Here is a 13,272-nt window from a genome sequence, read left to right as displayed (position 1 = left end):
CCATGCCTGGAGTTTCCTGGACATGCCGCAGAGCATCCGCCACCTGATCGCCCTCCCCGAACTCCGTTCACGCCTGCTGAGCGGAGCCGGCGGCCTCGACCGCCCGGTTCGCTGGGCGCATGTCTGCGAACTCGACGACCCCACCGAATGGCTCGGCGAGGGTGACCTGCTGATGACCACCGGGCTGGGCATACCGAGCGAGGCCGAGCGGCAACGGCGTTACGTCCGAAGACTGGCCGAGGCCGGCCTGGCAGGCATGATGATCGGCGAGAACATGGAAGCCCCGAGCGACCTCGATGCCCTGCGCGAGACGGCCGAGGCCCTGGGCTTCCCGTTGATTCTCACCCACTACGGCGTCCCTTTCGCCGCCGTGACCCGGGCCATCGTCGATGCGGGGCAGAAAGACGAATACGAGCGCCGCAACGCCCTGGCCCGGATATACGAAAGCGCCCGATTGAGCATGCAGGGACTGGGCCTGCCGGCGCTGCTGCAACGCCTCGGCAAGGACGTGCGGAGCAGCCTCTACCTCATCGTTCCCGACACCCTGGCGGCCTGGCAGCCAGGCCTGCCAGGGCTGCCCGCGGAGTTGGCCGACGCGCTGCGCAACCGCCGTCGCGAGCAGGCGGAGCCGCAGCCAATGGTCCTTCGCCATCCACTCGCAGAAGGCGAAGCGCTCAGCATCGGCATTCCTTCCGACCGGAACTGCCTGCTGATAGCCCTGGGCGAGCGGCTGCCGGACTACAGTCTCCTGCACCACCTGACGGCAGTGCTCGGCATAGAGATCGAACGGCTGCGCGTCGAAAGCGAACGCCACCTGCGCCTGGGTTCGGAATTGCTCGACGACCTGCTGCAACGACGGCTATACCGGGAACAAGCCGAGGAGCGGCTGGAGGAACTGCTGCCCGGGCTCGATCTCGACGATGCAGTCGTTTCCGTGGCAAGTTCCGAGGGGCTCGCGACCGACCCTATCGGTCTTTTCCGGGGCCACGACTCACGCCTGCTGGTTCGCGCGCAAGGCCAGGAAATCATTCTGCTGCACCAGGCCGGCCTCGCCTCGACACTGCAGGAAGCCCTGGACAGCTCGCTGGGAATGAGCGCTCCGCTCCGTCGTGCCGAACGTTGCGCCGAGGCCTTGCGCGAAGCGCGCCTGGCCCTGGCCCACAGCCATTCCCGGCGGCCGTTGTGTCGCTACGCGGAACTGGACGACGAGGCGCCCTGGCTACCCAGAAGCCTCGCCGAGGCCGAGCGGGCGTTCCGCCTGGTCCTCGGCGCCCTCCACGACTATGACGCGGCCAATGGCTCTGCACTGCTATACACGCTGCAGGTCTTTCTCGAGGAAAACAGGTCCTGGTTGAACGCCGCGCAGCGGCTACACATACACAAGCAGAGCCTGGTCTACCGGATACGCCGCATCGAGGAAATCAGCGGTCGCTCGCTGGACAGCACCGCCGATGTGGCGACCCTCTGGTTCGCCTTGCAGGCAACCCGGCTGTCGCCGGAAGCGAGGGGCAGGACGGCGAAGAGCAGCCTCCTGGAGCAGTCCGCGCACCATGGCGGCGACATGGACTGACGGCGGAACCCGACACTTGGCGCTTGCAGGGCGACGCCGCCGCCAACAGGCGCGGCCAGGAACGGTTGCCCGACAGCGGCGTGGCCTGTGGATGCCGGACCACGGTGCATCGCAGCGAGCGCCGTTGCGAATGCATTAATCCCCCTTGCTAGCTAGCCACCCCACCGCTGGAGCGGCGCGGCCCGCGCTTCTAGGCTCGAACGGTAAGACGGAAGCCCATCGGCGCGGCGCAAAGGAGGCCTGCGATGCGTAACGGAATCGACGCTGTATCCGCCCCGCTACCCACCCTGTTCGTATCTCCGCCGGCGGTCTTCACCGCCTCCCTCGAGCGACTTCCCCCACGCGCTCGGCAGGCCCCCGCCGCCCAGCGCCCGCCGGGGTCGCCCGGCATTCCCGGCAGCGCCCGGTTGCAGACTGGCGCCACCACGTCCCACTGACGTCCCAACGCCGACGGCCATACCGTCGCAAGCGCTTCATCCCTCCGCGATCCGCCCGTCGCGCTCGTCCCCATCGGGACCAACCGGGCCGCCCCCGGCCCGCTCCTTCGAACCTGCGTGGAGTCCATCCCATGAACGGAAGCAGATCCACCTTTCTCTACCTTCTCGCCGCCGCCGGCCTGGCGCTGACACCCGCGGCCCAGGCCGACCGGGGCAACGACGTGGTCGCCCGGCTCAACCAGTTGTACAACGACACCCGCCAGGATTGCGGCGGACCGTCGAAGCCGGCATTCCTCTGTTCCGGCGTGCTGTTCCGCGCCACCTGGCCTTCGACCGACTACATGTTCTACAGCATCAGTCCGAAGAGCCAGAAAAGCGGCGGCGTCTCCGCCTCCTACCTGCGCAAGGACGCCAAGTACCGCAAGCTCGCCTATGGCCTGAAGAGTGGCTTCATCTTCGACACCATCTTCGGTAATCCGAAGGACCACCAGGACTATGCGGTGCTCTGTTCCTTCCCCATCGACGCCGCCACCGACGACCGCGCCCAGCAGGGTTGCACCGATTCGCGGCGCACGCCGAACAGCGTCGAGAAGTCCTGCCAGGACATCAACGTCAGCACCGCCGAGCAGTGGGCGGCGAACTACCGGCAGAACCGCGGCGACCATTCGCGGCAGTGCTCCTTCGACGTCCGCGACGAGCGCAATACCGCCGCCGGCCCGGCCTTCTACCAGAGCATCCGGGCGATGGCGCAGATCGCCGACGAATCCTTCACCACCCAGAACGAACTGCGCCTGGCCAAGTGGGAGGAAAACCCGCCGAAGTCGCCGTCGATCCTCGCCGCGTTCTACACCGAGGACGCCGGCCTGGAGGGCGCTCGGCTCAACCAGATCCAGTGGTACCAGTCGGTCCAGGCATTCCTCCCGATCATCAACATGCGACTGCCGCAGACCCGCCAGCAGGACGCGCAGTTCGCCTACGACGGGCGTAAGCAGGCGATCTACCCGACCAGCGAGAAGAATGCCTGCGAGCGCTATGTGGAAAGCGCCACCTGGGTGGAGCGCGACGATCCGGGCTTCAGGAAGAAGATCATGACCCTGGAAGTGGTACCGACCGATTGCGGGCGCAAGATCCAGGACAACCAGACCAACAATTTCTTCAACGAGCTGGTGGTCGACCACTACCTGGACAGCGAATGGAAGGACAACCCGGACAACCGCGACAGCAATATCGGCAGCATGCGCCGACAACTGGTCTGCCACTTCAACGTCGCCCGCAACAAGCCCGAGTGGAACCTGGAACCCTCGCGGCCGTACACCTCCAACGAGGACTCCATCGCCAAGGGCTGCAATAACACCTGAGGCCGCTCCGCGGGGGCGCTACGGCGCCCCCTGCGAACAGCGATATGGCCTTTTGATATCACACGCTCTACCATGCCGTCTTTCCAAGCCGCCAGGGAACGAACGCATGGCTTTCGATGCCGCCCGCTATGTCCACCGCTACTACGCCAGCCTGGCGCCCGCCCCGGGCAACGAATACCCGCGCCTGAGGGCCTGGGAGTACCTCTGGGAGTATGTCTGGGACCCCAGTCGCAGCTGGGACGACCTGACCGCCCCCGAACAGCTCGACACCACCGCCCTGCACCTGGGTTTCTACCTGGCCAACTGGGGCATGTTCCGTGGCTCCTCGGGACTGCTGCAGAACAGCAACCTGGACCTGATGAAAGCGCTGGCCCGGCAGCTCTTCAGCGGTGCCGGAGCGGAACTCTTCGAGCTGTCCCTGGTGGATTTCGCCGGCAACGGCGCGCGCCTGGCGCACAACCGCAAGCTGCTGGAAACGGTGCTCGGGTCGATGGATGCCCTCAGCAGCCGGGTGAGCTGGACCGACACCCTGAAGAGCAAGATCCTGCTCGGCGTCTGGGGCGAGTTTCCCGCCCTCGACCGCCACTACCTGGCCGCCTGTCGCGCGCTGTATCCACGCCGGGGCCTGACGAGCGTCAACGGCGGCACCCTCACCGCGCTGCACCGCCTGATCGGCGAAGAAAGGCTGTCGTTCCCGCGCCTGGAGACCGCCCGCAAGGGGCTCCTCTACCCCACCGGGCGCCTGGCCGACATGGCTTTCTTCCAGTACGGCCTGGAAAACGCCTGAGGCGCTGCGCCGCCGATCCGGGGGACTTGTAGGCATGCCCTCGCTGTAAGTAGTATGAGACTCATTCTCAATTACAACAGCGATCCCCTCCATGCCGCCGGCCGACGCCTCCCTGCACGACGCTGTGAGCCATCTCTACCAGGACCACCATGGCTGGCTGCAAGGCTGGTTGCGGCGACGCCTGGGCTGCGCGGAAAACGCCGCCGACCTGGCCCAGGACACCTTCGCCCGCCTGCTCGCCTCGCGCCGGGTACTGGATGCGCGCGAACCGCGCGCCTACCTGACCACCGTCGCCAAGGGACTGATGATCAACTGGTTCCAGCGCCAGTCGCTGGAGCGCGCCTACCTCGATGCCCTGGCCAACCTCCCGGAAGACCTCGCGCCGCCGCCGGAACAGCGGTTGATGGTGCTGGAAACCCTGCATGAAGTAGACGCCCTGCTCGGCAGCCTGCCGGACAGGGTCCGCCAGGCGTTTCTCCTGGCGCAGATCGAAGGCCTGAAGTACGAAGCCATCGCCGAGCGCCTGGGCGTGTCCCTGGGCTCGGTCAAGCGCTACATGCAGCAGGCCTTCCGCCAGTGCCTGGAGCTGATGGAATGAATTCCGCGGGCGAAGGCCGGATTCCCTCGCCGATCCTCGACGAGGCCGCCGAGTGGCTGGTGCGCCTGCAGGACAGCGGCTGCACCGACGACACGCGCCAGGCGTGCGCCCAGTGGCGGCAGCGCAGCCCACAGCACGCCCATGCCTGGGAGCGCGCCGAGCGCCTGCTGCAATGCCTCGGCCGACTGCCGCCGGCGCTGGCCCTGCCGACCCTCGGCCGCGAGCGCGGGCTGGACCGGCGGCGCGCGATCAAGCACCTCGCCCTGGTCCTCGGCGGAGCCTCGCTGGGGCTCGCCACCTGGCAGGCCGAGCCGTTGCGCGACTGGCTGGCCGACCAGCGCACCGGCGTCGGCGAACAGCGCCGCCTGACCCTGCCCGACGGCAGCCTGCTGACCCTGAACACCGACAGCGCCGTGGACCTCGCCTTCGACGCCAGCCAGCGGCTGGTACGCCTGCTGCGCGGCGAGATCTTCGTCGATAGCCGCGCCGACCCGCGTCCGTTCCGCGTCGCCACCGCCGAAGCGCGGCTGCATGCCGGTGCCGCCCGCTTCAACGTACGCCAGGAGATGGCCGCGACCCGGGTCGCGGTACTCGCCGGGCGGGTCGAACTGAGCCCGCTCCACGGACGCGGGCGCTGGCTGGAAAGCGGCGAGTCGGTGCGCCTGGGCGCCGACGGCGAAGCGCGCCGGCTGGCCTTCGACGGCCTGCCGGACGCCTGGACCCGCGGCATGCTGATGGCCGACCGGATGCCGCTGGCCGAGGTGCTCGCCGAACTCGCCCGCTATCGTCGCGGCTTACTGCGCTGCGACCCGCAACTGGCCAGGCTGGCGGTGTCGGGCGCCTATCCGCTGCTGGACCTGCGGCGCACGCTGGGCATGCTGCAGGCCACCTATCCGCTGAAGGTGCGCGGGGTGACCGACTACTGGATCAGCCTGGTACCGGCGTGACGGCGCGGCCGCCATCCCCGTGGCAAGCGCCCCTCGCGTCCACCCCGGCAGGCCGTCCGCCGTTGCGCCGGAACAGGCGTTGCCATCGACATACCGTGCTCCGCAGAAAAATAACCGCCTCGACCTGAGACCTTTTTCCTTCTCGGCTGGCAAGTAGAGGAATCCGCCCCGACCCAAGGTCCGCAGAGACCACGAGGAACCCTGTACATGCCCGTACGCACGCTTCGCCCCCGTTCGCTGTCCCTGGCCATCCACGCCGCCGCCATGACCCTCGCCCTCGCCGGCGCGGCCCCCGACCTGCTTGCCGCCGAGGCGCCCGCCGCCAGCTCGGCGCGCAGCTATGACATCGCCCCCGGCCCGCTCGGTCGCACCCTGTCGGCCTTCGCCAGCGACAACGGGGTATCCCTGGCGTTCGACCCGGTCCTCGCCGAGGGTCGCCGCAGCGCCGCCCTGCGCGGCCGCTACGCGCCGGTCGAGGCGCTGCACCGCCTGCTGCTGGGCAGCGGCCTGGAGTTGCAGCAGCGCAGCGACGGCAGCTACACCCTGGTGCCGGCAGCCACCGATGGCGCGCTGGAACTGCAATCCTCGCTGATCACCGCCCAGGCCGCCGGTGCCGAGACCCTGCCCGCCGAGTACGCCGGCGGCCAGGTAGCCCGTGGCGCGCGCCTGGGCATGCTGGGCAACGCCGACGTGATGGACGCGCCATTCAGCATCACCAGCTACACCGCCAGGACCATCGAGCAGCAGCAGGCGCGCAGCGTCGCCGACCTGCTACAGGCCAACGATCCGTCGGTGCGGGTGGTCGGCGGGCGCGGCGACCTGGTGGACAGCTACACGATTCGCGGCTTCAGCGTGCAGAACGCCGACGTCGCCTTCAACGGCCTCTATGGCCTGCTGCCGTTCTGGCGGGTACCGATCGAATTCGCCGAGCGCGTGGAAGTGCTCAAGGGACCGAACGCCCTGCTCGGCGGGATTTCCCCCGGCGGCAGCGTCGGCGGCACCATCAACCTGGTGCCCAAGCGCGCCGACGACCAGCCGCTGACCCGCGTCAGCGTCGATTGGACCCAGCGCGGCCAGCTCGGCACTCACCTCGACATCGGCCGACGCTTCGGCGAGAACAACGCCTTCGGCGTGCGCTTCAACGGCGTCTACCGCAACGGCGATACCGCCGTCGACCATCAGAGCCGCGAGTTTCCCATGCTCTCCCTGGGCCTGGACTTCCGTGGCGAGCGCCTGCGCCTGTCCAGCGACCTGCTGTACCAGAAGGAAAGCCTGGAAGGCGTGGTGCGCCCGCTGCTGACCGGCCCGGGAACCACTCACATCCCCCACGCCCCGGACTCGAAGACACGCTTCGGCCTGCGCGATTCCTACCTGGACCAGGAGGATTACTCCATGGTCAACCGCGGCGAGTACGACCTCGCCGACAACCTGACGGCGTTCGCCAGCATCGGCGGTCGCCAGAGCAACTACGAAACCATCGCCGCCAACAGCATCCTCATCGGCAACCAGGGCGATATCGTCAACAGCCTGGCACGCCAGCGCGGCGACCGCCGCACCTATTCCGCCGAGGTCGGCCTGCGCGGCAACTTCGACACCGGCCCGCTCCGCCACGACTGGACGCTCAGCGCCAACCGCCTGCACGAACGGCTGGGCATGGTCTACGCCTTCACCGGGATGCAGCCGGGCAACCTCTACCAGACCTCGCCGCACACGCCGCTGCCGGACTTCTCCAGCCTCGACGGGAGCATTCCGAAGACCAATGAAACCGACCTCGGCGGCGTGGCGCTGGCCGACAGGCTGTCGTTCCTCGAGGATCGCGTGCAGGTCACCCTGGGCGTGCGCCGCCAGCAGATCGAGTCGCGCAACTACGACCAGACCAGCGGCGCGCGCACCAGCCACGACAAGCGGCACGTGTGGACGCCGATGGCCAGCGTGCTGGTCAAGCCGCTGCAGGACCTGTCGCTGTACGCCAACTACATCCAGGGCCTCAGCCAGGGCGAGGCGGCGCCGATGACCGCGGCTAACGCCGGCCAGGTGCTGGCACCGTACAAGGCCGAGCAATACGAGATCGGCGCCAAGTACGACCTGGGCGGCTTCACCACCACCCTGGCGCTGTTCGAGATCAGGAAACCGAACGCCTATACCGACGCCAGCAACGTCTTCCGCGCCGACGGCGAGCAACGCAACCGCGGCGTGGAGCTGAGCCTCTATGGCGAACCGCTGGACGGCGTGCGGGTGATGGCCGGCGCCACCTACATCAAGCCCGAGCAGAACAAGACCGGCGACCCTGCCAGCGAAGGCAAGGACGCGCCCGGCGTGGCCCGCCGCCAGGCCAACCTGGGGGTCAGTTGGGACACCCCGTTCGTCGACGGACTGACCCTCGACAGCCGCTGGATCTACACCGGCTCGGCCTATGTGGACAGCGCCAACGCCCTCGCCGTGCCGCACTGGAACCGCGTCGACCTCGGCGCCGCCTACGCCTTCCAGGTCGCCGGCAAGCCGCTGGTGGCGCGCGCCAACCTGGAGAACGCGCTGGGCAAGGACTACTGGACCGCAGCCAACGGCTACCTGTCGATCAGCTCGCCGCGCACCCTTTCCCTTTCCCTCACGGCGGACTTCTGAGTCCGCCCCACCATAACCAGAAACCGCCGATGACCAGCCTATGACCGCGAAAACCCTGCGCACCTGGTACCTGGTGCACAAATGGACCAGCCTGATCTCCACGATCTTCCTGCTGATGCTTTGCCTCACCGGGTTGCCGCTGATCTTCCACGAGGAGATCGAGCACTACTTCGAGCCGCATCCGCAGCTCGAGCCGCTCACCGCCGAGTCACCGCGCATCGACTACGACGACGTGATCGCCCGCGCCCTGGCCGCCCGGCCGGGCGAAGTGGTGCGCTTCCTGGTATTCGAAAAGGACGACCCGCTGGGCCTGGTGATCAGCGCGCCGAGCCTGGTACCGCCGCCGGAGAACGGCCACATGCAGCCGTTCGACGCGCGTACCGGGGAATTCTTCGACGCGCTGCCGCCGCCGGGCGGCTTCATGTACCTGATGCTGAAGCTGCACACCGACCTGTTCCTCGGCCTGCCCGGCTACCTGTTCCTCGGCCTGATGGGCCTGCTGCTGGTGGCCTCGCTGGTGTCCGGGGTGGTGGTATACACGCCGTTCATGCGCAAGCTGGACTTCGCCACGGTACGCGCCGAACGCAGCCGTCGTCTGAAGTGGCTGGACCTGCACAACCTGCTGGGCATCGTCACCCTGTCCTGGGTACTGGTGGTCGGCGTGACCGGGGTGATCAACACCCTGGCCCTGCCGATCCTGATGCTCTGGCAAGGCGGGCAGTTGGCGGAAATGACCGCGCCCTACAAGGACGCGCCGCCGCTACAGCGCCTCGGCTCGCTCGACGCGGCCCTGGCCACGGCACGCCGGGCGGCGCCGGACATGGAGGTCAGCTTCGTCGGCTTCCCCGGCACCCAGTTCAGCAGCCAGCATCACTATGCGGTGTTCATGCGCGGCAACACACCGCTCACCGAGCGCCTGCTGAAGCCGGCACTGATCGACGCGCAGAGCGGCGAACTCACCGACATGCGCGAGATGCCGCTGTACGTGAAGACGCTCCTGCTGTCGCAGCCGCTGCACTTCGGCGACTACGGTGGCATGCCGCTGAAGATCGTCTGGGCGCTGCTCGACCTCGTCAGCATCGTCATCCTCGCCAGCGGTCTCTACCTCTGGCTCGGCCGACGCAAGACGCCATTGGAGAAGCGCCTGGCGGAACTGCCGGGCGGCAGCCTGGCGACGGAGGGCAAGGCATGAGGCGCGGTCTCTGGATGATCTTCCGCTGGCCCCTGCTGCTGGCCCTGCTCGGCCTCTTCGGGCTGCTCTCGGCGCTGCTCGGCGACGGCCTCTACGACCTGCTCTCCTGGCTCGCCCTGGGCACTCCGCTGGTGCTGGTCGGCTGGGTCTGGCTGCGCCTGCCGCGAACCCGAAGGAATCCCTGAGATGACCACCCCGCCGCCCTCCGCCAACACCCTGGACCTGCGTCCGCTGATGTTCGAGACCTTCGTCTGCACCCTCGCGGTGATGTCCTTCGTCGCCCTGGTCGGCCCGCTCGCCCGCAAGCTCGGCCTGGCGCCCTGGCAGGCCGGCGCCGCGGTGACCGTCGGCGGCATCGCCTGGATGCTAGCGGCGCGGCCCTGGGGCATCGCCAGCGACCGGCATGGGCGACGGAGGATACTGCTCGGCGGGCTGGCCGGCTTCGCCCTCTCCTACGCCTCGCTCTGCCTGTTCATCGTGCTCGCCTTGCACTGGACGTTGCCGACCCTGCTCGCCTTCGCCGGTATCGTTCTCCTGCGCGGCCTCGCCGGCGGTTTCTACGCCGCGGTGCCGGCCTGCACGGCGGCACTGGTGGCCGATCACGTCGAGGCGCAACGACGCGCCGCGGCGCTGGCCGGACTCGGCGCAGCCAGCGCGATAGGCATGGTGATCGGGCCGGGGCTGGCCGGACTGCTGGCGACTCACGGGCTGGTCCTGCCGTTGCTGGTCACCGGCGCGCTGCCCCTGGTCGCCCTGCTGGCGCTCTGGCGCTGGCTGCCGCGCGAGGAGCGTCGCCAGCCGAACCGCGGCGCCGCCCTGGCGATCGGCGACCGCCGCCTGCGGCGGCCGCTGGCGGTGGGCTTCGTGGCGATGTTCAGCGTCACCGTGGCGCAGATCACCGTGGGCTTCTTCGCCCTCGACCGGCTGCGCCTGGATTCCGCCGACGCCGCGCGGGTGGCCGGCATCGCCCTGACCGCCGTGGGCGTCGCGCTGATCCTGGCCCAGCTCCTGGTGCGCCGCCTGGACTGGCCACCGCCGCGACTGATCCGGGTCGGCGGGCTGGTCGCCGCCATCGGCTTCGCCGCCGTGTGCTTCGCCGACTCGCCGCCGCTGCTCTGGCTGGCCTTCTTCGTCGCCGCGGCGGGCATGGGTTGGGTGTTCCCGGCAGTCTCGGCGCTCAACGCCAATGCCGTGCGCGCCGAGGAACAGGGTGCCGCCGCCGGCACCCTGGTGGCCGTACATGGCTTCGGCCTGATCAGCGGGCCGCTGCTCGGCACGCTGCTCCACCAATTGGACAGCCGCGCCCCCTACGCGCTGGTCGGTCTGCTGCTGGCGCTGGCGGCGTTCTGGCCGAGCCAACCGACGCGCCCCGTGGAAACGAGGAGCGAAGCACCATGACCGCTGTCGACCTGCTGCTGGTCGCGACCCTGCTGGCGGCCCTGCTCGCCTGGTGGATACCCGCCCTGCCCGGCCGCCGTGGCCTGCTGGCGCTCGCCTCGACGCTGGCGCTCGGCGCCGGCCTGTACGCTGCATGGGACGACCGCTGGCAAGCCGGCGTCGGCGCCTTCGCCGGTTTCTCCCTGCTGCTCGGCGCCTGCCTGCGCCGGAAGCCCGTGCGCGGCCTGCCGTTCCGGACCGGTTCGCTATACGGCCTGCTGGTGCTGCTGGCAATCGCCGCGCTGTACCTGTTCCCGGTCGCGCCGCTGCCGGCGCCGAGCGGCCCCTATGCGGTCGGCGTGCGCGATTTCGAACTGGACGACCCCAGCCGACCCGGCCTGCTCGGCGCCCCGGCCGGACAACCGCGGCGCCTGCTGGTACGCGCCTGGTACCCGGCACGCCCGATCGCCGGCGCCGCGCCGCGTCACTATTTCGACCCAGGCGAGGCGCGCAGCACCGCGCGAGGCTTCGGTGAAATACTCGGCTTTCCGCCGTTGCTCACCTACCTCAAGCACCTGCGCACCAATTCCTATCCGGACGCCCCGCTGCGCGACGATTCCGCTCGCCTGCCGGTGGTGTTCTACAGCCATGGCTACAGCGCCTTCGCCGGCGGCAACTGGACCCTGATGGAAGAACTGGCCAGCCACGGCTACGCGGTCTACGCCATCCAGCACAGCGGCGACGCGTCGCCGACCCGCCTGCCCGATGGCACGCTGCTGCCCATGGACCCCGGGCTGGTCGAACACCTGCGCCGGGCCGCCCACGACGGCTTGCCGCAGGCCATGCGCCAGGGCTATGTCAGCGACGATCTCGACCAGCGCCTCGACGGCCAGTTGCACACCGCCCTCGACCTGCCCGCCCCGGCCAACCGCGCCGTCAACCTCAGCGCGCCGGTATGGCTGGCCGACCGCCTGTTCGTCCATGACCGCCTGCAGGCCGGCGAGGTCCCGGACAGGGTCGCCGACCTGGTGGCCGCCAGCGACTTCGCGCACACCGGCGAGATGGGCATGTCCTTCGGCGGCTCGACCACCGGCGCGGTCTGCATGGTCGACCGACGCTGCGCGGCGGCCGTCAACCTCGACGGCGGCGACTTCGACTTCGCGCCCTTCGATAGCGATTTCCCGGCGCCGCTGCTGATGCTGCACGCTGACCTTGGCAACTTCTACCGGCTGTTCGGCATCGAACCGCCGGCCCGCCCGAGAAGCTTCAACGACTTTTCCTACGAACGCTTCGAGCACGCCGGCCAGCGCCAGGACATTCATCGCCTGGTACTGCGCGATTCGGCCCATGCCGGGCTTACCGACAATCCGCTGTTCATCCGCCGGCCGCTGCGCGACGGGCTGCTCGGCTCGGCACCGACGGAAGTCCTCATCCAGGCTCCCAATGCCCTGGTGCTGGGTTTCTTCGATCACTACCTGCGCGGCCGCGCCAACGACTTTCCGCAAGCGCAGATGGCGCGCTTCCCCGCCTGGCTGACGCGCTACGACAACTCGGCGGTGCGCGACTGGTGGCTGGCCAAGCCGGAAGCCCAGCGCCTGGCGCTGCGACAACGCATCGACGAAATGAAACGGCGCAAGACCGGGCTGGATCTTCCCTGACGACGGGTTACAGTGGGCGCCCCATCTGCGGAGCGCCGCCCCATGCATATCCCGCCCGAGCTGATCATCCACCAGACCCGCCACTGGACGCTGAACCAGCGGATCGACTCGGCCCTGCCCGGCTACTGCATGCTCGGCTCGCGGCAACCGGCGACGGCCTTCCACCAATTGCCGGAACAAGCCCTCGCCGAATTCGGGCCGCTGCTGGCCAGGGTCGAGCGCGAAATGGACGCGCTGCTGCGGCCGCGACGCATCTATGTCGGCCGCTACGGCCACATGCCCGGCCTGCCGGTGCATTTCCACCTGATTCCACTGTACGACTGGGTCGAGGAACTGTTCTGGGAGGACACGCGCTACCGGACGCTCCAGCAGTTCGGCGTGCCGACCGCCGAACCCCTTACCGATGGCGCCGAGCTGACCCTGTTCGTCTGGCGCGAATTCTGCGAACGCGCCGATCCGCCGGCCGTGCGCGGCATGGATCGGCAACAGGCGATCGCCGGATTGCGCCGGGCATTCGGCTACGGCGTCCAACCCCGAACATCGCCTGGGCCGGACTCCGAGCCCGCGTAGGGCGCATGACCGCATGCGGTTATCCACCGTGAAACGGATGGGTTCCAAGGCCGTGAGGGATGAATACCCGCCATGAAACGGGTGGGCTTCGAGGCCGCGTAGGGCGAATAACCGCTTGCGGTTATCCGCCATGAAACGTCGGCGCAGCGGTGTCGT

The 13,272-nt window shown here is 68.9% G+C and carries 11 protein-coding genes; all 11 read left to right on the top strand.

Annotated features, from left to right (window positions below; translation table 11 throughout):
• Positions 1-22: 22 nt before the first annotated feature.
• The 11 genes from HMPREF2914_RS06750 to HMPREF2914_RS06700 all read left to right on the top strand — a co-directional run bounded on the left by HMPREF2914_RS06750 (position 23) and on the right by HMPREF2914_RS06700 (position 13,116).
• A complete protein-coding gene (locus HMPREF2914_RS06750) occupies positions 23-1,570 on the top strand; it encodes a PucR family transcriptional regulator (protein WP_003111564.1) in 1,548 nt (515 codons plus the stop codon).
• Positions 1,571-2,138: 568 nt separating this feature from the next.
• On the top strand, positions 2,139-3,365 hold the full coding sequence (locus HMPREF2914_RS06745) for a DUF2599 domain-containing protein (RefSeq protein WP_003112111.1): 1,227 nt from the start codon (positions 2,139-2,141) through the stop codon (positions 3,363-3,365).
• Positions 3,366-3,471: 106 nt separating this feature from the next.
• A complete protein-coding gene (locus HMPREF2914_RS06740) occupies positions 3,472-4,152 on the top strand; it encodes a hypothetical protein (protein WP_003088189.1) in 681 nt (226 codons plus the stop codon).
• Positions 4,153-4,243: 91 nt separating this feature from the next.
• Positions 4,244-4,750, top strand: a complete 507-nt coding sequence (locus tag HMPREF2914_RS06735) for a sigma-70 family RNA polymerase sigma factor (RefSeq protein WP_003088185.1) — start codon at positions 4,244-4,246, stop codon at positions 4,748-4,750.
• Positions 4,747-5,697 carry a FecR domain-containing protein gene (locus tag HMPREF2914_RS06730; protein ID WP_003139826.1) on the top strand — a complete coding sequence of 317 codons (951 nt, stop codon included), beginning with the start codon at positions 4,747-4,749 and terminating at the stop codon, positions 5,695-5,697. The genes HMPREF2914_RS06735 and HMPREF2914_RS06730 overlap by 4 nt, the downstream gene beginning before the upstream one ends.
• A gap of 207 nt (positions 5,698-5,904) precedes the next feature.
• Positions 5,905-8,319, top strand: coding sequence for a TonB-dependent receptor (locus HMPREF2914_RS06725; RefSeq protein WP_009315576.1), 2,415 nt, complete (start codon positions 5,905-5,907; stop codon positions 8,317-8,319).
• Between the two features lie 40 nt (positions 8,320-8,359).
• A complete protein-coding gene (locus HMPREF2914_RS06720; RefSeq protein ID WP_003132702.1) occupies positions 8,360-9,511 on the top strand; it encodes a PepSY-associated TM helix domain-containing protein in 1,152 nt (383 codons plus the stop codon).
• Entirely contained in the window at positions 9,508-9,696 is a 189-nt protein-coding gene (locus HMPREF2914_RS06715; protein ID WP_003088166.1) for a hypothetical protein, read from the top strand. The genes HMPREF2914_RS06720 and HMPREF2914_RS06715 overlap by 4 nt, the downstream gene beginning before the upstream one ends.
• A 1-nt stretch (position 9,697) precedes the next feature.
• Positions 9,698-10,909 carry an MFS transporter gene (locus HMPREF2914_RS06710; protein ID WP_010794069.1) on the top strand — a complete coding sequence of 404 codons (1,212 nt, stop codon included), beginning with the start codon at positions 9,698-9,700 and terminating at the stop codon, positions 10,907-10,909.
• Positions 10,906-12,546 (top strand): alpha/beta hydrolase, encoded by a 1,641-nt coding sequence (locus HMPREF2914_RS06705; protein WP_009315573.1) that lies wholly within the window; start codon positions 10,906-10,908, stop codon positions 12,544-12,546. Before HMPREF2914_RS06710 ends, HMPREF2914_RS06705 begins: the two co-directional genes overlap by 4 nt.
• 42 nt (positions 12,547-12,588) lie before the next feature.
• Positions 12,589-13,116: an HIT family protein gene (locus tag HMPREF2914_RS06700; protein WP_023091920.1), complete on the top strand. Its 528-nt coding sequence runs from the start codon at positions 12,589-12,591 to the stop codon at positions 13,114-13,116.
• The last annotated feature ends 156 nt before the right edge of the window (positions 13,117-13,272 follow it).

This window comes from Pseudomonas sp. HMSC067G02, assembly GCF_001813485.1.
GTDB classification, from domain to species: Bacteria; Pseudomonadota; Gammaproteobacteria; order Pseudomonadales; family Pseudomonadaceae; genus Pseudomonas; species Pseudomonas aeruginosa.
This window is presented reverse-complemented; position numbering and strand designations above follow the sequence as displayed.